The following is a 22,805-nucleotide window of genomic DNA, read 5'->3' on the forward strand; positions in this document are numbered from 1 at the left end:
CAGGGCCGCCCTCCGCTCCCCCGCACGCCGCGTCGGGGACCGGCTCACGCCGCCGGCGCCGCGTCGGGGGCCGCACCGGGGGCCGCACCGGCGGTCACGGCAGCGGCGCGCACCCAAGCGTCACCCCAACGGGTCAACCTCGGGCCGCGGGCGGCCGGACGGCCGGTACGCGCAGGGCCCGTGCCCCGCCCGGGCGTGCCCGCTCCGGGCCGCCGACCGGTTACGCGGATCGGGTGAACGCGGTTGGACCTCGGCACGCGCCGGTCGGCAGGATGTCCGGCCGGGGCGCCCGCCGTTCTGCCCCATCTCCCCCTTCCCCGTTCGGATTTGGAGTCACCCGGTGTTCAAGGGATTCCGCAGCTTCCTGCTGCGCGGCAACGTGGTGGACCTCGCGGTCGGCATCGTGATCGGCGCGGCCTTCACCGCCGTCGTCACCGGGTTCGTCAGCGCCTTCCTCACCCCGCTGATCGGGGTCGCCACCGGCGCGGTCGGCGACTTCACCCAGAAGACCTTCGAGGTGGGCGGCACCAAGTTCCCGTACGGCCTCTTCGTCAACGCGCTGATCGGGTTCGTGCTGGTCAGCGCGCTCATCTACTTCGCCGTGGTGGTGCCGGTCGGCAAGCTGCAGGACCGCTTCGAGAAGGCCTCGGCGCCGGCCGCCAAGGCCGACTGCCCGGAGTGCCTGAGCTCGATCCCGGCCGCCGCGACCCGCTGCTCCTTCTGCACCAGCGAGGTGGCCGCCCGACCCGGTCTGCCCGCGCAGTCCCAGGCGCTGCAGTCGCACTGACGCCCCGGATGGCATCCGGACGGCGGTCGGACCGCTACCGGACCGCGCCCAAACCGGTACCGGACCGCGCCCGGAACGCCCGCTGTGGGCGCTGACGGGAAATTTATTCCCCAAACATTCACGAGCCTCCGCCGGACCGTCGGCGGGGGCTCGAATGCGCCGGCGCACGCCCTGTCCGCAAAAGTTTCTCCACAGCGTCCCCGAACGGCCATCGGCCCGTCACCGCAAGGCCTTGCGGGGGCTGCGTCCGGGTGCTGTTCGATCACTGACGGGGTGCCAGGACTGTCCGGAACTGAACGCCGGTATGTCCGTTCTTCCTACTTTCGAAACCTTTGTGCGGGCGAAGACTGTGTAAACACTCGAACTGCTCCCCCTCCCGCTCTCCTCAGCAGGCGCATTGTGGGCTTACCGTATGCCCCATGACCTCGCCCCGCTCCTACGACGGAGTCGGCTACCCCTCTCCGTCCTTCTCCTCCGGCACGCCGATCTACGACAGCCTCGTGGCTGAGCGCGGCGTCCCCCAGATCGCACCCATCAACGTGCCGGCGGCCCTGCCCCCGGCACTGTCCTCCGGTTACGGATCCGGCCTCGGCCAGTCCTACGAGAACCGGTACGGCAACGGGTACGAGAGTGCCGGCAGCAACCTCCCCGCGCTGCCGCCCGCCCGCCTCGCCCTGGGCCCCGGCCCGAGCAGCGGCCCCTCCGCCGGCCCGGCCACGGCGTACATCCCGGCGCAGCCCGCGCCCGCGTACGCCTCCGCGCCGCAGCCGCCCGTCCCCGGTTACGGCGCCCCCCAGCCGTACCAGCGACCGCAGCCCGCCGCCCCGACCTTCGCGCAGACCGCCGGCGGTGGCTACCAGCCGACCGGCGGCCAGAGCTTCGGCGGCCAGAACACCTTCATCGGCCAGGGCGGGCAGCAGACCTTCGGCGCGCAGCCGACCGGCGGACCGGCCGGTTTCGGCCAGGGCCAGCCCGGCGGCCCGCAGGGCGGTCCGCAGGGCTTCGGCGGCCAGCAGTCCTTCGGCGGCCAGAACCCGGCCGGCCCCGGCTTCCAGGGCCAGGGCGGCGACCAGAGCTTCGGCGGCGCCCAGCTGCGCCCGGCCATGGCGCCGGTCGCGCCGGTCCGCCCGATGCAGCCGCAGCGCCCCGGCCCGTACGGCGAGCCCGGCGGCTACCAGCAGGGCGGCTACCAGCCGCAGGGCCAGGGTTACTGAGCCCGAGCACACCACGGGGCCGCCCCCACCGGCCACCACCCGCACCACCTGAGCACCACCCGGCGCCCCCCGAACGCCGGGCGAACGGAGAACGGGTCATCCACGGACCGCCCGGAACGCCCCCCACGGCGTACCGGGCGGTCCGTGCGCGTACGGGGGCCGGGAGAGGTCCCGGACCGGTGCTCCCCCACCGGTCCGCAGCGGTCGCGAAGCGCCCCGGGGCAGCCGCGTCCGCCCCGATCGCTGCTGGCAGGATGGAGGGATGCACCTCACCGGACTCCACGCCTACCCCGTCAAGTCGATGTACCGCCTGAGCCCCGACAGCGCCGCGGTCCATCCCTGGGGTCTGGCCGGAGACCGCCGCTGGATGCTCGCCGACCCCACCGGACGCTTCGTCAGCCAGCGCGAGAACGCCGCCCTCGGACAGGTCCGGGTCGACCTGCTGCCGGACGGCGCACTCGCGCTGACCGCCCCCGACGGCTCCCGGATCGAGGTCGCCGCGCCCGCCGCCGACGCCGGCGACCCGATCGCCGAGGTCGAGGTCTGGGGCACCCGCTTCCGCGCCGTCGAGGCCGCCAAGGACGCCCACGAGTGGATCGCCGACCGCCTCGGCGACTACCGCCTGGTGCACCTGGACGACCCGCGCGCCCGGCCCGTCGACCCGGAGTACGGCCGGCCCGGCGACACCGTCTCGATGGCCGACGGCTTCCCGCTGCTGCTCACCACCACCGGCTCGCTGGAGCGGCTCAACGAACTGATCGCCGCCGAGCACCCGGACGGCCACGAGACCCTGCCGATGGAACGTTTCCGCCCCAACGTGGTGGTCGCCGGCTCCGAGCCCTGGGCCGAGGACGGCTGGCGCCGGATCCGGATCGGCGCGCTCACCTTCCAGGTGGTCAAGCCCTGCGGCCGCTGCGTGGTCACCACCACCGACCAGGAGAGCGGCGAGCGGCGCGGCCCCGAGCCGCTGCGCACCCTGGCCCGGCACCACCGGCTGCTGCGGAGGGCCGCGTTCGGACAGAACCTGATCCCCGAGCGCCCGGCCGGTGTCGAGGGCGACGTGCTGGGGACGCTGCGCCTCGGCGACGACGTCGAGGTCCTGGAGGACGGGGCGCACTGGTCCCCCGACCAGCGCTGACGCCACCACCGCGCCCTGCCCCGACTCCCGCGCCCTGCCCGGAGCGCGGCCTCCGGCCCGCCGGCACGGAACTCCGGCTGTGCGCGCTCGTTGAAGCAAGTGGTCGGAACCTGTGGCCGCGGTGGGCGCCCCCGGTGCCCGCCCGTGCCGAGCGGCCCCGGCCGGGCGCACCGGCCGGTCCGGACGGACGGACGGATCACCCGTCCGGGCGCGCTACGGTGGGCGGACGGCCCGCGCACCCCCGCGCCCACGGCCCGTTGATCGCCGGCACGACGAAGGTGGGGACGACAGATCGTCATGGCTGAGCACAGGGTCCGGGTCACCCAGGACAGCGCATCCCGCTGGCGCCGCCGCGCGGGCGAGTACGACACGCTCGCGGAGGCCCTGGCCGCCGCCGAGCCGGGCGACACCGTGACCGTCCGGCCCGGCACCTTCCGGGAGAACGTGCTGCTGGACAAGCCGGTGACGATCGTTGCGGCCCAGGGCCCGGGCACCGTCCGGATCGAACCGGCCTCCGGGGTGGCGATCACCGTCACCGCCGCCGCGACCGTGCGCGACCTGGTGGTCGAGGGCGGCGACAGCTCCGCCCCGGCCGTCCTGGTCACCGGAGCGCAGGCGACGCCCGCGTTCAGCGGCTGCCGGATCGAGACCCGCTCCGCCACCGGGGTCGAGATCGGCGGCGGCGCCCGCCCGACCCTGCGCGGCTGCGTGGTCGCCAACCCCGGCGGCCTCGGGCTGCGGCTGCGCGGCGAGGGCACCGCCGCCGCCTTCGAGGACTGCGAGGTCGCCGCGGCCGGCCAGGCCGGGCTCGCCGTGCTCGGCGGGGCGACCGCCGCCCTCGACCGCTGCCGGATCCACCACGCCTCCGGCGCCGGCGTGCTGCTCTCCGACCCGGGCAGCGCCGCGGAGCTCACCGGCTGCGAGATCTACGAGATCCGCGGCAGCGGCGTGCAGGCCGAGGCCCAGGCCGGCGGGCGGCTGGTCGACTGCGACATCCACCGGGTCACCGGCAACGGCCTGACCCTGGACGGCGAGGCCGAACTGGTGCTCACCGGCTGCCGGGTGCACGACCTGCCGGAGAACGGCGCCGACCTGCGCGGCCGCGCCAAACTCCGCCTCTCCAACAGCACCGTGCGGGACTTCGGACGCGGCGCGCTCTCGGTCTGGGACCAGGGCACCGAGGCGATCGCCGAGTCCTGCCGGATCCACGGCTCCACCGGTGAGTACCCGGCGCTGTGGGTCAGCGACGGCGCCCGGCTGACCCTCACCGACTGCTCGCTGTACGACCTGCCGGACGCGCTGTTCGTCCTCGACCGGGACTCCGCGGCCGTCGCCCGGGGCTGCTCGTTCAGCCGGATCCGCAGCTCGGCCGTCTCGGTCAGCGGCGGGGCCACCGTCACGCTCGCCTCCTGCCAGGTGCAGGAGGCCGGGACCGGGCTCTGGTTCCGCGACCACGGCAGCGGCGGACTGCTCACCGACTGCGAGATCTCCGACGTCGCCACCGGGGTGATCGTCACCAAGGGCGCCGACCCGGTGCTGCGCGAGTGCACGGTACGGGCCAGCACGGACGCCGGGGTGTACGTCTCGGCCCAGGGCCGCGGCACCTTCGAGGACTGCCGGGTCTCGCACGGCAAGGGCTTCGGCTTCCACATCATCGACGGGTGCCGCACCCAGCTCACCCGCTGCCGGGCGGAGCAGAACGAACGGGCCGGCTTCGAGTTCTCCGAGCCCGGACCGGTCGCGGAGGGGTGCACCTCGGACGACGTGGCCCCGCCCGCCCCGGCCGGCCCGGGCACCGCCGGACGGCCCGAGCTGCCCGCCCCGAGGCCCGCCCAACACGCCACGGCGGCACCGGTGTCGACCGTCCTCTCGACCTCTCCGGTGGCGGGCTCCGCCGCCGCGGCGACGGCCACGATCGCGCCGATCCCGGACTGCCGCCCGGCCGACGAGGCGCTCGCCGAACTGGACTCGCTGGTCGGCCTGGCCACGGTGAAGCAGGAGGTGCGCACGCTGATCGACCTGATCTCGGTCGGCCGGCGCCGCCGCCAGGCCGGCCTCAAGGCCCCCTCGCTCCGCCGCCACCTGGTCTTCACCGGCGCCCCCGGCACCGGCAAGACCACCGTCGCCCGGCTGTACGGCGAGATCCTCGCCTCGCTCGGGGTGCTCCAGCGCGGCCACCTGGTCGAGGTGGCCCGGGTCGACCTCGTCGGCGAGCACATCGGCTCCACCGCGATCCGCACCGCCGCCGCCTTCGACCGGGCCCGCGGCGGGGTCCTCTTCATCGACGAGGCGTACGCCCTCGCCCCCGAGGACGGCGCCCGGGACTTCGGGCGCGAGGCGATCGACACCCTGGTCAAACTGATGGAGGACCACCGGGACGAGGTGGTCGTCATCGTGGCCGGCTACACCGCCGCGATGGAGCGCTTCCTCTCCGCCAACCCCGGTGTCTCGTCCCGCTTCTCACGGACCGTCACCTTTCCCGACTACACGGCGGACGAACTCCTGGAGATCGCCCGGGCCCAGTGCGCGGAGCACGAGTACGCGCTCTCCGAGGCCGCCGAGGGCGCGCTGCTGGACCACTTCGGCGGGCTGGAGCGCGGCCCCAACTTCGGCAACGGGCGCACCGCGCGGCAGGTGTTCGAGACCATGGTCGAGCGCCACGCGGTGCGGGTGGCCTCGCTGGCCGACCCGTCCACGGAGGAACTGCAGCTGCTCGTCCCGGCGGACCTGCCGGCTGCAACTCTGCCGTAGGCCGGCCGGCGGGACGGCGGGACGGCGCGGGAACTCCCCGTCGGCGACGGGGCGTTGGGCCGGTCATGGAAACGCTTCTGACGGGCGCCGCGGGCGGACTGCTGTTACCGGCCGGGCTGGTGGTGCTGTTCTTCCTCGGCGCGGTGGTACGGCGACTGCGCAGTCGGCACGCCGCCCCGGTCGGGCGCGGCGCCGGTGCGACCGCGACGGAGGAGCTGCACGCGCTGCTCTACCCGGGCAAGCGGGCACAGCTGGAGCAGCGCCGGGTCGAGCTGGTGCTGCGGGACGACGAGCACGACGGCGCACCGAAGCGCACCGGGATCGACCTCGCGGGCGGCCGGGCCGTGATCCGACGGGGTGCGGGCGGGTGACGGACGACGGATGACGACTGACAGATAACAGATTTTGAAATCTGTTATCTGTCAGTTGTCATCCGTCGGTTGTCAGTCGTCACCCGCCAGCCGACGACCCGTCAGCCCGTCCAGGCGCCGCCCGCCAGGAAGTCCTCCAGGGCGGACCGGTACGGGGCGATGTCGATCCGCTCACCGGCCAGCCAGTCGTCCGAGTAGTACTTGTCCAGGTAGCGGTCCCCCGGGTCGCAGATCAGGCCGACCACGCTGCCCGTCCGGCCGGCCGCCCGCATCTCCGCGACGATCCGCAGCGCGCTCCACAGTCCCGTCCCGGTGGAGGCACCGGCCTTCTTCCCGAGCACCTGCTCCAGCAGCCGCACCGCGGCGATCGAGGCGGCGTCGGGCACCTTCATCATCCGGTCGACCGCCCCGGGCACGAAGCTCGGCTCCATCCGGGGCCGCCCGATGCCCTCGATCCGGGAGCCGCTCGCGCAGACGGCGTCCGGGTCGTGGTTCACCCAGCCCTCGAAGAAGCAGGAGTTCTCCGGGTCCGCGACGCAGATCCGGGTGTCGTACTGCATGTAGTGCACGTACCGGGCGATGGTCGCCGAGGTGCCGCCGGTGCCCGCGGTGGCCACGATCCAGGCCGGCTCCGGGTGCGGCTCCAGGCGCAGCTGGGCGAAGACCGACTCGGCGATGTTGTTGTTGCCGCGCCAGTCGGTGGCCCGCTCGGCGTAGGTGAACTGGTCCATGTAGTGCCCGCCGGTCTCCTCGGCGAGCCGCGCGGAGGCCTCGTAGACCTCGTCCGAGCGCTCGACCAGGTGGCACTCGCCGCCGTGGAACTCGATCAGATCGATCTTGGCCTGGCTGGTGCTCTTGGCCATGACGGCGATGAACGGCACCCCGATGAGCTGGGCGAAGTACGCCTCGGAGACGGCGGTGGAGCCGCTGGAGGCCTCGATCACCGGCTTTCCGGGGCGGATCCAGCCGTTGCAGAGCCCGTAGAGGAAGAGCGAGCGGGCCAGCCGGTGCTTGAGCGAGCCGGTCGGGTGGGTGGACTCGTCCTTGAGGTAGAGGTCGATCCCCCACTCGGCGGGCAGCGGGAAGCGCAGCAGGTGGGTGTCGGCGGAGCGGTTGGCGTCGGCGTGGACCTTGCGCACCGCCTCCTTGAGCCAGTCGCGGTACTGCTGGTCGGAGCGGTCGACGTCGACGGTCGGCTCGATGCCGACGATCCCACCGGACTGGGTGCTCATGGTCACGTACTCCCTCTTTGCGGCCCCCCGCTGCTCACTACGAGTGTACGATAGTTACGATAAGTGACCGTTTTCGTAGGCCCAGCTTCCGCTTATCGCCCCTCGCGGCCCGCCCGCCGCCCGCCGCGCGCCACCCGCTGCCCGCTGCCCGCCTCCTCAGACCGGCACCGACTGCGGGTCCGCGAGGTACGGCCCCCAGCCGAGCTCGGCGGCGCCCGCGAGCGCGCCGTGCGCCAGCTCCGCGCCGACGATCGGCACCCGCCCGCTGCGCCCCCACAGGCTGCGGTCGGCGACCACCGCGCGCAGCCGGTCGGGGGCGGCCTCCAGGAGGTCGAGGTGCAGGCCGCTGAGCACCACCCGGTCCGGGTTGAGGATGTTGGCGACCCCGGCCAGCCCGAGCCCGAGCCGGTCGATCACGTGCTCCACAGCGGCCCGCGCCCGCTCGTCGGTCGCGGCCGCCCAGCACAGCTCGCGCGCCTGGTCGAGCAGCGGGCGGCCGGGCTCCGGGGTGAGGCCGGCGGCGGCGAACAGCGCGTCCGGGTCGGTCTCGGCGTTCAGGCAGCCCCGGTTGCCGCACGCGCAGGGGCGGCCCTGCGGGTCGACGGTGAGGTGGCCGACCTCCAGGGCGAGCCCGGCGCTGCCGGTGTGCAGGTGCCCGTCGATCACCAGCGCGCCGCCGACGCCGCGGTGGCCGGAGGTGACGAAGAGCAGGTGCCGGGCACCGCGCCCGGCGCCATGCCGGTACTCGGCGAGGGCGGCGAGGTTGGCGTCGTTGGCGATGACGGCGGGCAGCGGCCGCACGGCCTTCGGGCCGTGGTCGGCGCGGCCGACCTCGACGTCGTAGAGGTCGGCGACCGGGGTGCCGCTGGGCCAGGCGAAGTGCAGCGCGGCGAGCGCGGTGCCGTCCGGCTCGGTGACCGGGTTGGGCAGTGCGAGCGAGGCGGCCAGGCAGCGGCGGTCGGTCGCGCGGGCCAGCTCGGCGCCGGCCTGGGCGACGGCGCGCAGCATCCGGACCGGATCGGTGGCGGCGGGCAGCGGCAGGTGGACGGGCGGGTCGAGCAGTCCGCCGAGTCCGGCCAGGGTGACGCTCAGGCCGTCGGCGTGGATCTGGCCGGCGACCACGACCGGGCCCTGCGGGTCGATCGCCAGCCGGTGCGAGGGACGGCCGCGACCGCCGCCGGCCGGGCGGGAGTCGACGGTGATCAGGCCGAGCGCCTCCAGTTCGGCCGTGACGGCGCCGGCGGTGGCCCGGGTGACGTCCAGCGCGCGGGTCAGCGCGGACCGGGTGGGCGTCTGGCCGGTGTGGATGAGCGAGAGCGCCGGGCCGAGCAGCGTCCGACCGCGGTCGGGTGCCGCGCGGCGGTGGGCGTCGCGCTGCGCGTCGGCGTCGGTCCCGGAGCGGGGCCGCGGGCTTGAAGGTGAGAGCTGCACGCCCCTATTGTGACTTTGTGTCGCTTCGAAACAAAATCAGTTCCCACCGCCACGCGGACCCGACCTCCCCCCAGTCTCGCAGCACACCCCCGGTCGCGGACAGCCCCTGGGGCGCCGCACGGCTCGCGCTCACCGCCTTCTTCGCCGTCGACGGCTTCCTGTTCGCCGCCTGGGTCGTCCGCATCCCGGACGTCCGCAGCCAGGTCAACGCCTCGCACAGCGCCCTCGGACTGGCCCTGCTCTGCCTGTCCGTCGGCGCCGTCCTCACCATGCCGGCCGTCGGTCGGCTCTGCCTGCGCTACGGTTCGCGCCCGGTCACCGTGGCCTCGCTGGCCCTGCTCGCCCTCGCCGTCCCGCTGCCCGCGCACACCCATTCGGTGTACTCGCTCGGCGGGGTGCTGGTGCTGTTCGGCGCCGGGTACGGCGGCGCCAACGTCGCCATGAACAGCGCCGCCGTCGACCTGGTCGCCCAGCTGCGCCGGCCGGTCATGCCCAGCTTCCACGCCGGGTACAGCCTGGGCGGGCTGCTCGGCGCGGGCATCGGCGGACTGCTCGCCGAGCGGCTGACCACCGCGTGGGCGCTCGCGCTCGGCGGCCTGCTGGGACTCGCCGTGACCGTCGGCGCGGGCGTCGGCCTGCTGCGCAGCCCGGCCGCGCCGATGGTCGCCCCGGACCGGACCCCCGGCCCGGCCGACGCTCCAACCAGCGTTCCGGCCGGCGCTCCGGCCGGCGGGAGGCACGTCCGCCTGCTGGTCCTGCTGCTCGGCCTCACCGCCCTGTGCACGGCGTACGGCGAGGGCGCCGTCGCCGACTGGACCACCCTCCACCTCACCGACGACGTCCACGCGGGCGCGGGCACCGCCGCCGCCGGGTACGCCGCGTACGCCTTCGCCATGACCAGCGGACGGGTGGGCGGCACCTGGCTGTCCATCCGGCTGGGCCAGAACCGGCTGATGCTGCTCGGCGGACTCACCGCCGCGGCCGGCATGCTGCTCGCCGCCCTGGCCCCGTCGGTGCCGGTGGCCATCGGCGGGTTCGTCCTGGTCGGCCTCGGGCTGGCCAACCTGTTCCCGCTCGCCATCGCGCGCGCCGGTGCGGCGGGCGGGCCGCAGGGCGTCGCGCTCGCCTCGACGCTCGGGTACGGCGGGATGCTGATCGGGCCCGTGGCGATCGGCTTCCTCGCCGATGCGGTCGGACTGCCGCTCGCCCTGACCACGGTCGCGGTCGCGGCCACCGCCGCGGCCCTGCTGCCGCTGACGGTCCGGCGGCACTGACGGCCGGGCGACCGGGCAACCGGGCGCCCGGGCGACCGGGCGACCGGGCGACCGGGCGGGGCTCGCGGTCGAACGGCACTGACGGCCGGGCGGCGCTGACGGACCCGCCCCGGCAGTGGCAGGATGCGGACCCATGACCACCACCGGACGCATCCAGGTACTGCGGGCGAGCGAGCGCCCGGCCACCCCGTGGCTCAACGGGGGCGGGGTGACCCGGGAGGTCGCCGGGTCCCCCGCCGGGGCCGGGATGGCCGACTTCGACTGGCGGGTGAGCCTCGCCGATGTCGCCTCGGCCGGCCCGTTCTCGCCGTTCCCCGGGATCGACCGGGTGATCACCCTGGTCGAGGGCGCCGGCATGGCGCTCGCCGTGGACGGCGTCGAGCAGCTGGTCGACGCCCCGTTCCGCCCGTTCGCCTTCCCGGGCGACGCCGCCACCGACTGCCGGCTGCTCGGCGGCCCGGTGGTGGACTTCAACGTGATGACCCGCCGCGGCCGGGCCGACGCCGTCGTGGAGCTCCGGACCGGGCCCGGCAGTGTCGCCGTCCCGGAGGGGTCGACCGTCCTGCTGGTCTGCCTGGCCGGTACGGCCGTCGTCGACGGCGGCACCGAACTCGGCCGCTACGACGCCGCAGTACTCGACGCACTGGGCACCCACGAGCTGCGGCCCGACGGCGTCACCGCCGCGATCACCTTCCGCACCTCCGCACTCCGCACCACCGACTGAGCAGCCCGCTGCCCGTACCCCCGCCGGAACCGGGGGTACGGGCAGCGGCGGCACCGGCCGCGTCAGCCGCAGAACACCGGCGTGGCGTGCGCCGGGTCCAGCGCGTTGGTCACCAGGTGCAGCGCCGTCGGCGAGAACGCGATGGCGACGTGTTCGGCGAGGGTGACCGGGCAGTGGTCCTGGAGCACCTGGTTGTCCACGTCCGGCCCGTTCAGGAACTGGGTCCGCCACGGGGTGACGACCTCGTCGTACACGGTCGAGATCACCGTGTAGTGCACGCCCGGCACGGTGTCCGGCCGGGAGGCCATGGTGGCATTGAAGGCGGAGCCCACCGCCTGGTCGCGGCAGGCCTGGCAGACGGTGTAGATCAGGTCGGCGACGCCGGGGAAGTACGGCGCCAGCTTGGTGATCCCGTCGAGGGTCGTGCCGTGGTTGGACGGCGCCAGGCCGATCAGCCTGTCCACCTTGGAGGCCCCGCCGAGGAACTTGAGGTAGTAGTTCGGCAGCATGCCGCCCTGGGAGTGGCCGACGATGTCGACCTTGGCCGCACCGGTCGCGGACCTCACCAGGTCGACAAAGTGGGCGAGTTGGGCCGCCGAGGCGGGCACCGGACCGAGGCCGCCGATCGGCAGCAGCAGCCCGCTGCCGGTGGAGGTGATGCCCGGAACGGTGCCGTAGTCGAGGGCGAAGACGCAGTACCCGAGGCCCTTGAGCAGCGGGGAGAGCGCCAGCCAGTTCTCGTAGCGGTTGGCGAAGGTGCCGTGCACCAGCACCACCGGGTCGGGGTGGGCGGCGGACGGCCGGCAGCTCCAGTCGTTGGCGCCGGGCGGCGAGGCCACCGAGTCACCGTCGGGCGGGAGCGCGGCCGTGGCTGGGGCCGCGGCAGCGGCCGGGGCGGCCGCGGCGGGGGCCGCGGCGGCGACCAGCAGCGCGCCCGCCAGGACGGCCGCGCCGAAGGCTCCGCCGAACCGGCGGCGCAACGGAGTTGCGGAGAAGCGGAGAAGTGGGGTTCTCAACTGTTGCCTCCACAGCGGAAGTTTGTTACCAACAGGTAACCCGAGTGGCTCAATGATGCGGTCACCCTTCCGGCCCGGCCCTTGGGCGTCCCCCAGACCTGGACGGTGTTCTCTGTGACCGGTCACAACGCGCCCCACTGCACCCCCACCAGCCGCTCCGCCGAACTCCCCGCGCACCGGCCCGCCGACGCCTCAGCCGAAACGGCCACCGCAACCGACACGGCCACCGCCACGGCCACCGGCTCCGCCGACCACCCCTCACCGTGGCGCGTCCCGGTGATCGGCGGACTCCCGGCCGACCAGAGACTCCTCGGCGGCGCCCGCGCGTTGGCCGCCGTCGTGGTCACCGCCCTGCTGGAACGGGTGCCGGTCTACCACCGCCTCCCGCGCGAGCAGCTCACCGGCGAACTCACCCGGGACACCGAGCGCCGCATCCGCGGCCTGGCCCACGCCGTCCGCACCGGACTCCCCGCCCCCGCCGAGGAGTTCACCGCCGTACGGGAGGCCGCAGCGCGCCGCGCCGAGGAGGGCCTGCCGCTGGACGCCGTCCTGCTCGCCCACCACCTCGGACTGGAGGTCTGCTGGGAGTTCCTCACCCGGGACGCCCACGCCGGGGACGCCGCCGACCTGGTGCTGCTCAACCGCCTGCTGCTCGACCAGCTCCGCCGGGCCACCACCGCCGCCGGCGCCGGCTACCTGGACGGGCAGCAGTCGGCCGGCGACCGGAGCTCGACCGCCCGGCAGTCCCTCCTGACCGCACTGCTCGCCGGCACCCCCGCCGAGGAGGTGGCCGCCCGGGCCGGCACCGAACTGCCGGCCGGCTACGCCGTGCTCTGCCTGTCCCTCGCCGACCACCCGGACGAACACTCCCCCGGCATCGACCCGGCCATCGCCGCCCGCCGCAAGCTGCGCCGCTTCCTCGCCGAACTCGACCACCGCACACGGCAGTCGGCGCTCTCCACGCTCACCCCCTCGGGCGGCCTGCTGCTCCTCCCGCTGCCGTCCCCGACCAACCGGGCCGACGGGCCCGCCGACGGCTCCGAGAACGGATCGACCGACAGCTCCGAGGACGGGGCCGACTGGCCCCGGCTCGGCGCCACCCTCGCCGCCGCGGCCCGAGCCGCCGGGGTGCCCGTGCTGGCCGGAGCGGCCGCCGCGGTGCCGGCAGAGGTGCCCGGCGCCGCCGCCCTCGCCTGTGAAGTCCTGGACGTCGCCCGGGCGTTCGGCCGACCGCCCGGGCTGCACCGGCTGGACGACGTGCTGCTGGAGTACCAGCTCACCCGGCCCAGCCAGGCCCGCGCCCGGCTCGCCGCCCTGCTCGAACCCCTCGCCGACGGCGGGGAGTTGCTCACCACCCTGCGCATCCACCTGGCCGGCGGCCTCAACCGCCGACAGACCGCGAGCGCCCTGCACCTGCACCCCAACACCGTCGACTACCGGCTGCGCCGGATCGCCGTGCTCACCGGGCTGGACCCGGCGCGCCCGGCCGACGTCCTACGGATCACCGCCGCGATCGCGGCCCGGACGGCCGAACGGTCGGCCCCGGCCCACTGGTCGTGAAACGACGGCACCCGCGCCGACCACGGCGCGGGCGCCGTCCCGAAGTCAACGCCCCGAGGCCAACGCCCCGAGGTCAGCAGCTCGGGGCCAGCATCTCGAGGTCGACAGCTCAGGGTCGACAGAACGACCTCAGTCCTGCTCCCCCGGCAGCCGCAGGTCCCACCCCACCAGGGCCCGCAACTGCTCCGCCGTCACCCCGTCCGGCAGCGGCCGGGGCGGTTCGTGCCGCAGCGGCGGCTGCCAGCCCTCCTCCTCGGTCCAGCGCCGGACCACCTTGGCCGGGGCCCCGGCGACCACGCTGTGGTCGGGCACCTCGCCGCGCACCACCGCACCGGCCGCGACCACCACGTTGCGGCCGATCCGCGCCCCCGGCATGATCACCGCGCCGGTGCCGATCCAGCTGCCGGCGCCGATCTCCACCGGCTCGTTGCGCGGCCACTGCTTGCCGATCGGCAGCTCGGTGTCCCGGTACTCGTGCGCCTGGTCGCTGACGTACACCCCGGGACCGGTCCAGACGTCGTCGCCGATCACGATCGACTGGTGGCCGACGATGTGGCTGTCCCGCCCGATCACGCAGCCGCCGCCGATCCGTACGATCGGCTCCGGCCCGAGGTCGAGCCCGGGCAGGAAGCCCGCGCTGATGGTGACCCGCTCGCCGATGATCGAGAACGGCCCGATGGTGATCCACCGTTCGTTGAACACCGCCCCGAGCGGGAAGGCGAGGGTGGTGCCGTCGCCCAGCTCGCCGAACCGGTACGGACCGGGGTTCCGGTTGCTGACCGCGCCGGTCCGCTGCACCCAGCGCCAGCCCCGGTGGACGAGGCGCCCGGCGGCCCGGCGGCCGCCGTCCCGGACGGCGGAGAGGAGGGAACGGGTTATCGGCATGCGCTCACGTTACCGGCCCGTAGCGTCCGTCCGGTGACCGGGAGGCCGACATCACACCGGCCCCACCGCCCCCTTCAGCACCACCCCCGGGCCCGCCCCGGGCCACTCCCGGACCGTCCCCGCGGCCGTCCCCCGCGGCCGTCCGAAATCCGCCACCGATGTCCGTCGGCAGTGGAACACTCCGTCCCATGGAGATCTCCGAGCACATCGAAGCAGTCCGCCGCGAGGGCGCCCTGCTGGCCGACGCCGCCGCCCGCACCGACCTCACCACGCCCGTCCCGACCTGCCCGGACTGGCGGTTGAGCGACTTGCTGCGCCACATCGGCCAGGTCCACCGCTGGGCCGCCGCCTTCCCGGCGAAGGGCCTGAGCGCCCCGCCGGAGGGCGCGGACCGGCAGGCCGTGGTCGGCCCGGACCCCTCCGACGCCGCACTGCTCGACTGGTACCGGGAGGGCCACGCCGCCCTGCTGACCGTGCTGTCCGAGGCCCCCGCCGACGTCGAGTGCTGGACCTTCCTGCCCGCGCCCAGCCCGCTGGCCTTCTGGGCCCGGCGCCAGGCGCACGAGACCGCCGTGCACCGCTTCGACGCCGACGCGGCGGCCGGTTCGCCGGGCCCGGGCGTCGACGGCACGCTCGCCCTGGACGGCATCGACGAACTGCTGCGCGGCTTCCTGCTCCGCGGCCGGTCCACGGTGCACAGCGACGACCCGCGCACCATCCGGATCCGGCCGACCGACGGGGCCAGCTCCTGGCACCTGACGCTCTCCCGGGAGCCGCTCGCCGTCACCACGGAGGAGCGCCCCGAGCCCGCCGACCTGACGGTCAGCGGTCCGGCGGCCGAGCTCTACCCGCTGCTCTGGAACCGGCTGACCGTCGAGCGGGCCGGGCGGGTCGAGCTCAGCGGCGACCAGGACCTGTTCGACCACTGGCGGACCGCCGCGACGATCTGACCCCGGTCGGGCCGGGCCGGAGTCAGGTCCGGCCCAGCTCGATCCAGCCCAGCCCAGCCCGACTCGGCCCAGCCAGGCCCGGCCCGGCCCGGCCCAGGAGCTCAGCGCACCCAGGCCGCCGGCCGCTTCTCCAGGAACGACCGCATCCCCTCCTGCGCCTCCGCCGACCCGAACAGCCGCGCCGACAGCTGCACCAGCTCGTCCGCGTCCCGCGCGAAGGAGCGCGCCACCTCGGCGTTGGCCAGCCGCTTGGACTCCGCCAGCCCCTGCGGCGAGCCCTGGCGCAGCGCGTCCAGCAGACCCTTCACCAGCACCCCGGTGGACTCGCTGGACTCGGCCGCCCGGGTGATCAGACCGATCCGGGCCGCCTCGGCGGCGTCGAAGACCTCGCCGGTCAGGTAGTAGCGGGAGGCGGCGCGCGGCTCCAGCTTGGGGCGCAGCGGCAGCGAGATGACGGCGGGCGCCAGGCCGAGCCGGACCTCGGTGAAGGCGAAGGTCGCGGCCGGTCCGGCGACGGCGAGGTCCGCCGCGCCGATCAGGCCGAGGCCGCCGGCCCGGGCGTGCCCGTCGACCACGGCGATGACCGGCTTGGTGCAGTCCACGATCGCCTTCTGCAGCTCGACCAGGCCGCGCGGGCCCACCGTCGGGTCCGCGCCGGTCGCCTCGGAGAGGTCCGCGCCCGCGCAGAACACCTTGCCGGTGTGGGTGAGCACCACCGCGCGGACGTCCCGGTTCGCCGCGGCCACCGCCAGTCCGGCGTGCAGCTCGGACATCAGGCGCGAGGAGAGCGCGTTGCGGTTGTGCGGCGAGTCGAGGGTGAGCGTGGTGACGGCGTCCGCGGTGCTGACGCGGACGAGGGGCTCTGCGCTGGTCATCGGCGTGGGCCTGCCTTCCGGCTGAGGGTGGGTCGGACTGCGGGCGCGGCCCGGGGTGCCCGGACCGCGCCCGCACGACTCTGGCACGCCCACCCGCCCCTCGGCCAGAGCCGACCGGCACCCCTCGGCCCGAGCCGACCGCCGCCCTCCGGCCGCCGGGTCGAAAACCGCTGGTGGCAGCCCCGGTCCGCCCGTCAGCATGGGCCCATGACCACCGACCCCCCGGTCCTGCTGCTCGCCCCGCGCATCAACGAGACCGGCCTCCAGCTGCGCACCGCCGCCGGGCTGCGCGGCCTGCGCGCGTGCACCGCCGCCTCCTGGCGGGCGCCGCGCGAACTGCTCGGCGCCGCGGTGCACGTGTATGGCGGGCCGCTGTTCGCGGACGCGGTCGGCCGGGAGCTCGGCCTCGCCCTGCTGGAGCCCGCCGAGGACTGGCTCGCCCGACTGCCGCTCGCGCTGACCGGCCGACGGATCTGCGCGACCACGCTGGCCGAGGCCCGTGCGCTGGGCGGCCCGGCCTTCGTGAAGCCGCCCGCGGACAAGCTGTTCGCCGCCCGGGTCTACCCCGACGGCAGCGCGCTGCCCGGGCCCGGGCTGCTGGACGGGGACACCCCGGTGCTGGTGAGCGAGGTCGTACGGTTCCGCACGGAGTACCGGCTGTTCGTCCTGGACGGCGCGGCGCGGACGGGCTCGCGCTACGCGCGGGACGGTGACCTGGCCGTCGCACCGCTCGGGGCGGACGGCCCCGAGGTGCTGGCCTTCGCCCGCGACGTGCTGGCCGCCTCGGCCTCGCACGCCGCGTTGCCGAGCGCGGTGGTGGTGGACGTCGGACGGACGGACCGGGGCTGGGCGGTGGTGGAGGCCAACGCCGCCTGGGCCAGCGGGGGTTACGCCGCCGACCCGGGCGAGGTCCTGGACGTGGTGCTGCGCTCCTCCGGCCCCGCTGCCCAACTGCCGTGCACCGACCGGGCGTTCCTGCGCGAGCTGCCCGAAGTGGTGCGCTGACCGGCGGGTTGACCGGGGGCGGCCGCTTGCGGTCCCGGCCTGCGGTGGCGCACGATCGGGCACCATGACCACCACGCACCTCACCCACATCACCCAGCCGCCGGGCGTCTTCCCCGCGAAGGGCTACACCCACGTCGTCACCGGCACCGGCCGACTGGTCCAGGTCTCCGGGCAGGTCGCCTTCGACGAGCACGGGGACCTGGTCGGCGCGGGTGACCCGAAGGCCCAGGCGCGTCAGATCTTCGAGAACCTGCGCCGCTGCCTGGCCGCCGCCGGCGCGGACTTCTCGGACGTCGTCAAGTTCACCTTCTTCATGACCGACATCGCCCACCTCGCGGCGATCCGGGACGCCCGGAACGAGTACCTGGGCGACCTGCCGCTCCCGGCGGCCTCGGCGATGCAGGTCGCGGCGCTGTTCCGGCCCGACGTGCTGATCGAGATCGAGGCGACGGCGGTCGTCCCGGAGTAACGCCCGTACGCCCCCTCGCACCAGAGCTCCTCACCCCAGAGCTCCTCACCCCAGAGCTCCTCGCTCCGGCCCCCTCAGGCCGCCCGCAGCCGCGCCTCCCGCCGTCCGGCCCACCGGACGGCGGGCCCCATCGCCAGGCCCGCCGCCAGCAGCGCCGCGCCCAGCACCGCCCACCCGGCCACCCCGTACCCGATCACCGCGGTGCTGACCACCGCCGGTCCGGCCATCATCGCGGCCGCCGAGCCCGCGTTGAACACCCCCTGGTAGGCGCCGTGTTCGTGCTCGCCCGCGAGGTCGTAGCTCAGCGCCCAGCCGCCCGCCTGTCCCATCACCTCGGCGAGCGACTGCAACCCGATCCCGACCAGTGCCACGGCGGCGGCGAGGATCCCGGGCAGGCCGTGCGCCATGGCGATGACCAGGCAGGAGGCGGCCAGCACCAGCCCGGCGCGCCGGCAGGCCCGGGCGGCGGCCGTCCGCTCCTCGGTGCCCCGGGTGGCCCGCACCTGGAGGGCGATCACCATCAGGGTGTTGACGATGAAAGCGCCGGCGACGGTGATCCGCGGCGCGTCGGTCTGCTGGACGATCCACAGCGGGACGCCGACCTCCAGGACGGCGAACTGCAGCCCGAGGACGGAACACAGCGCGGTCACCACCAGGAACGGACCGTCGCGCAGCGCCGGGTTGCGCCGCCGACCCTGCCCGACGCCCTGCCCGACGCTCTGCCCGACGCCCGCCCCGCCCGAGGCCGAGGCGGCAACCGGTGCGGAGGCACCCGGCCCCGCGCCCGCCTCCGCCGGCAGCCGGTACATCAGCAGCGCGACGGCCACGTACGAGACGGCGTCGGCCAGGATCGCCGCCAGGTAGACCGGCCGGGTGTCGAACTGGAGCGCGATCGCGCCGAGGCCGGTCCCCAGGCAGATGCCGATGTTGGTCACCACCCGCAGATACGCCCGGCCGGCCACCCGGCGGTCGGCGGGCAGCACCTGGGCGTACAGCGCGTTCCGCACCGCGGCCGCGCCGCGGTCCACCGCGGAGACGGCGCAGGCCAGGGCCACGAACGCGGCGTAGCCGTGCACCAGCGCGTACCCGGCCGTGCCCACGGCCTCGATCGAGACCAGCACGACCAGGACCCGCCGGGCGCCCCAGCGGTCGGCGGCCCGGCCGGCCGGCACGCTGGCGGCGACCCCGCACAGACCGGCGGCCGTCATCCCGAACCCCAGCTGGGCCGCGCTCAGTCCGAGCACCCGGGTGAAGAACAGCACCGCGACGGCCAGCGAGAGGCCGTTGCCCACCGTGTTGACCAGGGTGATCCCGGCCAGTCGACGGACCGTCGGATCGGGGTGGAGGCGGCGCCGGAGGGCCCCGGGCAGGCGGCCGTTCGGCTGGTGCGCGGGCACGCCGAAGGGTGGTGCGGAGGACTCCGCCGGTGTGGTGGTCATGCCGAGGATTCCACCGTCGGGCGGGCCGCACCCGACACTCCTTTAGGCTCTGGCTAAAAGCTCGACGACCGGCAGCCGACGGGAGGACCCCGGTGCACCGCTTCACCCTCCGGCTGGCCGACCTCGCCAGCACCTGGTTCGCCTACTCCCCGATCCTGGAGGCCGTGCTCAGCCTGCGGATGTGGACCCACCCGGGCCGGTACCGGCTCCAGAGCCCGGCCTTCGAGCGGCTGGGCCCCTCGTTCGCGCGCCTGGACTCCCGGCTGTTGCTCTCCCTGGTCGCCGAGAACCGCTGGGTCCCCGACTTCCTGACCCCCCGACCGTCCTCCCCCGCACCGGAGTTCCGCACCCAGCTCGCCACCGTCCGCGCCCTCCCGCCGGAGCAGCTGCGCGGCGAACTGGAGCTGACCTTCCGGCCGCACGGGCAGCCGCTGCCCGCCCTGCTCGACGCCGGACTGGCGGATCCGGCCCGGCTGTTGAGCCGGATCTGCGACTCCCTGGAGGAGTACTGGGAGGCGTGCCTCGCACCCGCCTGGTGGCCGCAGGCCCGCGCGGTCCTGGAGGCCGACCTGGTGTACCGGGCCCGGGTGCTGGCCCAGCACGGCGCGACGGCGCTGTTCACCGACCTCGACCACCGCCTGGAGTGGGCGGACGGCGCGCTGTCGATCAACCGGCACTGGACGGACGGGGACGTGGAGACCGCCGTGGACGGGCGCGGGCTGGTGCTCAGCCCGACCTTCTTCGTCCGGGGCGCGATCACCATGATCGACAGCACCCGCGCCCCGCAGATCTGCTACCCGGCGCGCGGCCAGGCCGCCATGGCCGGACAGGGCCCGCCGGTGCCGCCGCGCGCACTGGAGGCCCTGGTCGGCGCGCCGAAGGCCCGGCTGCTCGGCCTGCTCGCCGAGCCGGCCTCCACCACCGAGCTCGCCTACCGCCTGGGCGTCACCCCGGGGGCGGTCAGCCAGCACCTGTCCGTGCTGGCCGCCACCGGCCTGGTCAGCCGGGCCCGGCACGGCCGTTCGGTGCTCTACCGGCGCAGCGCGCTCGGGGACGAGCTCTCCGGCGGCCGGTGAGCGCCCCGCCGGCCCGCCGACCGGCCGCCCGGCCACCCCGCCACCCCGCCACCCCGCCACCCCGCCACCCGGCGACCTCCCCAACTCCCCATTGGTACAGACCTGTTGACGCATTGGTCCAGTCCTCCTACAGTGCCCATGCCCCCGCCCCCCACGGCGCGGGCACCGGTCGCCCACGGATCACCCCGGTTCTACGTCACCCTGTCCAACCCCCACAGCCACAGGGAGAACCATGTCCGCTCGATCCCGGGCGGGACGTCCCCGCATGCGCAGCAGACTGCTGGCACTGCTGTCCGTCCTGCTCCTCCCACTCGCCGTCCTGACCGCGCTCGCCGCCCCCGCGCTCGCGGCGGGCAAGCTCACCGCCACCTTCACCACCGCCGACAACGGCTCCTGGTGGCAGGGCACGTACATCGTCCACAACGACAACGCCACCGCCGTCACCGGCTGGACCCTGGATTTCGACCTGCCCACCGGCGTCACCCTGGGCAACACCAGCAACGGCACCGCGACCGTCAACGGCCGGCACGTCACCGCCACCGCCGCCTACTACAACGCGACCGTCAACGCCCACAGCACCACCGAGCCGTACAGCTTCTGGTTCGTCGGCACCGGCCCGGTCTCCACCCCGCTCAACTGCCGCATCAACGGCGACAAGTGCGACGGCTCCGCCGACGTCCCGCCGTCCGCGCCGGGCACCCCCACCGTCACCGGGTCGACCGCGCACACCCTCGCCCTGAGCTGGCCGGCCGCCACCGGCGGCGACTTCCCGGTCGCCTCCTACGACGTGCTGAACGGCGCCACCGTGCTCGCCTCCGGCCCGACCGCCAACGCCCTGGTCACCAGGCTCACCCCGGCCACCTCGTACACCCTGACCGTCCGGGCCAAGGACAGCCGCGGCAACACCGGCCCGCTCAGCGCCCCCGTGACCGCCAGCACCTTCGACCCGTCCACGGACACCGTCCCGCCGACCGCGCCCACCGACCTCCGTGCCACGTCGGTCGGTTCCTCCGACGTGACGCTCGCCTGGAACGCCGCCACCGACAACGTCCGGGTCGCCGCGTACGACGTCTACCAGGGCGCCACCCTGGTGACGACGGTCGACGGCGGCACGCTGACCGCGTCCGTCGGCAGCCTCTCGCCGTCCACCGCCTACACCTTCACGGTGAAGGCCCGCGACCCCGCCGACAACGCCTCACCCGCCTCCGCGCCGCTCGCCGTGACCACCGCGGACATCGTCGGCGCCGGCAAGTACGCCCGGGTCGGCTACTTCGTCCAGTGGGGCATCTACGGCCGCCAGTACTTCGTCAAGAACCTCGACACCTCGGGCAGCGCGGCCAAGCTCGACATCGTCAACTACGCCTTCGAGAACATCGATCCGGTCAACCTGACCTGCCTCGCGGGCGTCACCAAGGGCACCACCGCCAACCCGGAGGACCCGGACCAGGGCACCGGCGCCGGTGACGCCGACGCCGACTACGCCCGCCCGATGAGCGCCGACCAGTCGGTGGACGGCGTGGCCGACGACGGCTGGGGCAAACTCCGGGGCAACTTCAACCAGTTGAAGAAGCTCAAGGCCAAGTACCCGAACCTCAAGGTGGTCGTCTCGCTCGGCGGCTGGACGTACTCCAAGTACTTCTCCGACGTCGCCGCCACCGACGCGTCCCGGCAGAAGTTCGTCAAGTCCTGCGTGGACACCTGGATCAAGGGCAACCTGCCCGCCTACAACGGCGCCGGCGGTGACGGCGTGGCCGCCGGGATCTTCGACGGCATCGATCTCGACTGGGAGTGGCCCGGCTCCGGCGACGGCCACCCGGGCAACCACTGGAGCGCGAACGACAAGACCGACCTGACCCTGCTGGCCGCCGAGTTCCGCAAGCAGCTCGACGCGCTGGGCGGCCCGCACAAGCTGCTCACCGCCTTCACCCCGGCCGACCCGGCCAAGGTCGCGGCCGGCTGGGACCTCGGCAAGGTCTTCACCTCGCTCGACATCGCCAACGTCCAGGGCTACGACTTCCACGGCTCCGGCAGCGACAACTCCTGGGAGCCCAACCGCACCGGCCAGGCCTCCAACCTCTACCCCGACCCGAACGACCCCTACGCCTTCCACTTCAGCGTGGACGGCGCCGTCCAGACCTACCTCGCCGCCGGGGTCAACCCGCGCAAACTGACCATCGGCTTCCCGTTCTACGGGCGCGGCTGGCAGGGCGTGGCGGACGGCGGCGCCCACGGCGTCTGGCAGTCCGCGAACGGCGCGGCGCCCGGCCAGTTCGCCGAGGAGGCCGGCACCCGCGGGTACCAGAACCTGGTCACCGGCGTGCCGGGCCTCACCGTCTACCACGATCCCAAGTCCGTGGCCACGTACGGCTACACGGGCGCGAACGGGCAGTGGTGGACCTTCGACGACGCCTGGTCGATCGCCCAGAAGACGGCCTACCTCAAATCGAAGAACCTGCTCGGCGGCATGATCTGGGAGATGTCCGGCGACACCCCGGCGGGCAGCCTGATGTCCGCCCTCGACACCGGGCTCAAATAACCGGGCTCACCTAGCCGACCGTCCCCGCACCACGGGCCGGGGCGGGGGGGGGGGGGCCCCCCCGGGGGGGGC

General features: G+C 74.8%; 19 protein-coding genes. 13 read left to right on the plus strand and 6 right to left on the minus strand.

Annotated features, from left to right (window positions below):
• Positions 1-340: 340 nt before the first annotated feature.
• The 5 genes from mscL to ACFXOZ_RS28680 all read left to right on the plus strand — a co-directional run bounded on the left by mscL (position 341) and on the right by ACFXOZ_RS28680 (position 6,261).
• Positions 341-787 carry a large conductance mechanosensitive channel protein MscL gene (mscL, locus tag ACFXOZ_RS28660; RefSeq protein WP_375892363.1) on the plus strand — a complete coding sequence of 149 codons (447 nt, stop codon included), beginning with the start codon at positions 341-343 and terminating at the stop codon, positions 785-787.
• A 419-nt stretch (positions 788-1,206) separates the two neighbouring features.
• Complete coding sequence (locus ACFXOZ_RS28665; RefSeq protein WP_375892364.1) at positions 1,207-2,001, plus strand: DUF6643 family protein; 795 nt, start codon at positions 1,207-1,209, stop codon at positions 1,999-2,001.
• Between the two features lie 262 nt (positions 2,002-2,263).
• Complete coding sequence (locus tag ACFXOZ_RS28670; protein ID WP_380593212.1) at positions 2,264-3,139, plus strand: MOSC domain-containing protein; 876 nt, start codon at positions 2,264-2,266, stop codon at positions 3,137-3,139.
• A 297-nt stretch (positions 3,140-3,436) separates the two neighbouring features.
• A complete protein-coding gene (locus ACFXOZ_RS28675; protein WP_380593213.1) occupies positions 3,437-5,890 on the plus strand; it encodes a right-handed parallel beta-helix repeat-containing protein in 2,454 nt (817 codons plus the stop codon).
• A gap of 65 nt (positions 5,891-5,955) precedes the next feature.
• Positions 5,956-6,261, plus strand: coding sequence for a DUF6191 domain-containing protein (locus tag ACFXOZ_RS28680; protein ID WP_380525611.1), 306 nt, complete (start codon positions 5,956-5,958; stop codon positions 6,259-6,261).
• A 101-nt stretch (positions 6,262-6,362) separates the two neighbouring features.
• Here the strand turns inward: ACFXOZ_RS28680 and ACFXOZ_RS28685 are convergent, their stop codons facing one another.
• Together ACFXOZ_RS28685 and ACFXOZ_RS28690 are read right to left on the minus strand one after the other, a co-directional pair.
• The gene (locus ACFXOZ_RS28685) at positions 6,363-7,493 is read right to left on the minus strand and encodes a PLP-dependent cysteine synthase family protein (protein WP_375892372.1); all 1,131 of its coding nucleotides are present in this window, start codon (positions 7,491-7,493) and stop codon (positions 6,363-6,365) included.
• 156 nt (positions 7,494-7,649) lie between these two features.
• Complete coding sequence (locus tag ACFXOZ_RS28690; protein ID WP_375892374.1) at positions 7,650-8,924, minus strand: ROK family protein; 1,275 nt, start codon at positions 8,922-8,924, stop codon at positions 7,650-7,652.
• Positions 8,925-8,941: 17 nt separating this feature from the next.
• Here ACFXOZ_RS28690 and ACFXOZ_RS28695 point away from each other — a divergent pair, with 17 nt between their 5' ends.
• On the plus strand, positions 8,942-10,198 hold the full coding sequence (locus ACFXOZ_RS28695; protein WP_380593214.1) for an MFS transporter: 1,257 nt from the start codon (positions 8,942-8,944) through the stop codon (positions 10,196-10,198).
• Between the two features lie 133 nt (positions 10,199-10,331).
• Positions 10,332-10,922 (plus strand): HutD family protein, encoded by a 591-nt coding sequence (locus ACFXOZ_RS28700; protein ID WP_380593215.1) that lies wholly within the window; start codon positions 10,332-10,334, stop codon positions 10,920-10,922.
• Positions 10,923-10,984: 62 nt separating this feature from the next.
• Here ACFXOZ_RS28700 and ACFXOZ_RS28705 read toward each other — a convergent pair whose 3' ends face one another.
• Positions 10,985-11,902, minus strand: a complete 918-nt coding sequence (locus ACFXOZ_RS28705) for an esterase/lipase family protein (protein ID WP_380593224.1) — start codon at positions 11,900-11,902, stop codon at positions 10,985-10,987.
• 150 nt (positions 11,903-12,052) lie between these two features.
• Between ACFXOZ_RS28705 and ACFXOZ_RS28710 the strand changes: the two genes are divergently transcribed.
• Positions 12,053-13,498, plus strand: coding sequence for a PucR family transcriptional regulator (locus ACFXOZ_RS28710; protein ID WP_380593216.1), 1,446 nt, complete (start codon positions 12,053-12,055; stop codon positions 13,496-13,498).
• Between the two features lie 129 nt (positions 13,499-13,627).
• Here the strand turns inward: ACFXOZ_RS28710 and ACFXOZ_RS28715 are convergent, their stop codons facing one another.
• Positions 13,628-14,383 (minus strand): acyltransferase, encoded by a 756-nt coding sequence (locus ACFXOZ_RS28715; protein WP_380525607.1) that lies wholly within the window; start codon positions 14,381-14,383, stop codon positions 13,628-13,630.
• Positions 14,384-14,571: 188 nt separating this feature from the next.
• Here ACFXOZ_RS28715 and ACFXOZ_RS28720 point away from each other — a divergent pair, with 188 nt between their 5' ends.
• On the plus strand, positions 14,572-15,333 hold the full coding sequence (locus ACFXOZ_RS28720) for a maleylpyruvate isomerase family mycothiol-dependent enzyme (protein ID WP_380525606.1): 762 nt from the start codon (positions 14,572-14,574) through the stop codon (positions 15,331-15,333).
• A 101-nt stretch (positions 15,334-15,434) separates the two neighbouring features.
• Here ACFXOZ_RS28720 and ACFXOZ_RS28725 read toward each other — a convergent pair whose 3' ends face one another.
• The gene (locus ACFXOZ_RS28725) at positions 15,435-16,208 is read right to left on the minus strand and encodes an enoyl-CoA hydratase family protein (protein WP_380593217.1); all 774 of its coding nucleotides are present in this window, start codon (positions 16,206-16,208) and stop codon (positions 15,435-15,437) included.
• 207 nt (positions 16,209-16,415) lie between these two features.
• Here ACFXOZ_RS28725 and ACFXOZ_RS28730 point away from each other — a divergent pair, with 207 nt between their 5' ends.
• Complete coding sequence (locus tag ACFXOZ_RS28730; protein WP_380593218.1) at positions 16,416-17,213, plus strand: ATP-grasp domain-containing protein; 798 nt, start codon at positions 16,416-16,418, stop codon at positions 17,211-17,213.
• Positions 17,214-17,277: 64 nt separating this feature from the next.
• Positions 17,278-17,682: a RidA family protein gene (locus ACFXOZ_RS28735; protein WP_375892389.1), complete on the plus strand. Its 405-nt coding sequence runs from the start codon at positions 17,278-17,280 to the stop codon at positions 17,680-17,682.
• A gap of 74 nt (positions 17,683-17,756) precedes the next feature.
• Here the strand turns inward: ACFXOZ_RS28735 and ACFXOZ_RS28740 are convergent, their stop codons facing one another.
• Entirely contained in the window at positions 17,757-19,121 is a 1,365-nt protein-coding gene (locus ACFXOZ_RS28740) for an MFS transporter (protein WP_380593219.1), read from the minus strand.
• Between the two features lie 92 nt (positions 19,122-19,213).
• On the opposite strand from ACFXOZ_RS28740, the gene ACFXOZ_RS28745 reads away from it, so the two are divergent.
• Positions 19,214-20,197 (plus strand): ArsR/SmtB family transcription factor, encoded by a 984-nt coding sequence (locus tag ACFXOZ_RS28745; protein WP_375892392.1) that lies wholly within the window; start codon positions 19,214-19,216, stop codon positions 20,195-20,197.
• 265 nt (positions 20,198-20,462) lie between these two features.
• The gene (locus ACFXOZ_RS28750; RefSeq protein ID WP_380593220.1) at positions 20,463-22,733 is read left to right on the plus strand and encodes a glycosyl hydrolase family 18 protein; all 2,271 of its coding nucleotides are present in this window, start codon (positions 20,463-20,465) and stop codon (positions 22,731-22,733) included.
• The last annotated feature ends 72 nt before the right edge of the window (positions 22,734-22,805 follow it).

Origin of the sequence: Kitasatospora sp. NPDC059160 (assembly GCF_042755465.1) — a bacterium.
GTDB lineage: Bacteria > Actinomycetota > Actinomycetes > Streptomycetales > Streptomycetaceae > Kitasatospora.

Bases quoted from the DNA above. Each gene is read 5' to 3' on its own strand.
- ACFXOZ_RS28730 (WP_380593218.1), top strand. From the start codon at position 16,416: ATGACCACCGACCCCCCGGTCCTGCTGCTCGCCCCGCGCATCAACGAG.
- ACFXOZ_RS28715 (WP_380525607.1), bottom strand. From the start codon at position 14,383: ATGCCGATAACCCGTTCCCTCCTCTCCGCCGTCCGGGACGGCGGCCGC.
- ACFXOZ_RS28670 (WP_380593212.1), top strand. From the start codon at position 2,264: ATGCACCTCACCGGACTCCACGCCTACCCCGTCAAGTCGATGTACCGC.
- ACFXOZ_RS28735 (WP_375892389.1), top strand. From the start codon at position 17,278: ATGACCACCACGCACCTCACCCACATCACCCAGCCGCCGGGCGTCTTC.
- ACFXOZ_RS28700 (WP_380593215.1), top strand. From the start codon at position 10,332: ATGACCACCACCGGACGCATCCAGGTACTGCGGGCGAGCGAGCGCCCG.
- ACFXOZ_RS28680 (WP_380525611.1), top strand. From the start codon at position 5,956: ATGGAAACGCTTCTGACGGGCGCCGCGGGCGGACTGCTGTTACCGGCC.
- ACFXOZ_RS28675 (WP_380593213.1), top strand. From the start codon at position 3,437: ATGGCTGAGCACAGGGTCCGGGTCACCCAGGACAGCGCATCCCGCTGG.
- ACFXOZ_RS28665 (WP_375892364.1), top strand. From the start codon at position 1,207: ATGACCTCGCCCCGCTCCTACGACGGAGTCGGCTACCCCTCTCCGTCC.
- ACFXOZ_RS28750 (WP_380593220.1), top strand. From the start codon at position 20,463: ATGCGCAGCAGACTGCTGGCACTGCTGTCCGTCCTGCTCCTCCCACTC.
- ACFXOZ_RS28740 (WP_380593219.1), bottom strand. From the start codon at position 19,121: ATGACCACCACACCGGCGGAGTCCTCCGCACCACCCTTCGGCGTGCCC.
- ACFXOZ_RS28725 (WP_380593217.1), bottom strand. From the start codon at position 16,208: ATGACCAGCGCAGAGCCCCTCGTCCGCGTCAGCACCGCGGACGCCGTC.
- ACFXOZ_RS28685 (WP_375892372.1), bottom strand. From the start codon at position 7,493: ATGAGCACCCAGTCCGGTGGGATCGTCGGCATCGAGCCGACCGTCGAC.
- ACFXOZ_RS28720 (WP_380525606.1), top strand. From the start codon at position 14,572: ATGGAGATCTCCGAGCACATCGAAGCAGTCCGCCGCGAGGGCGCCCTG.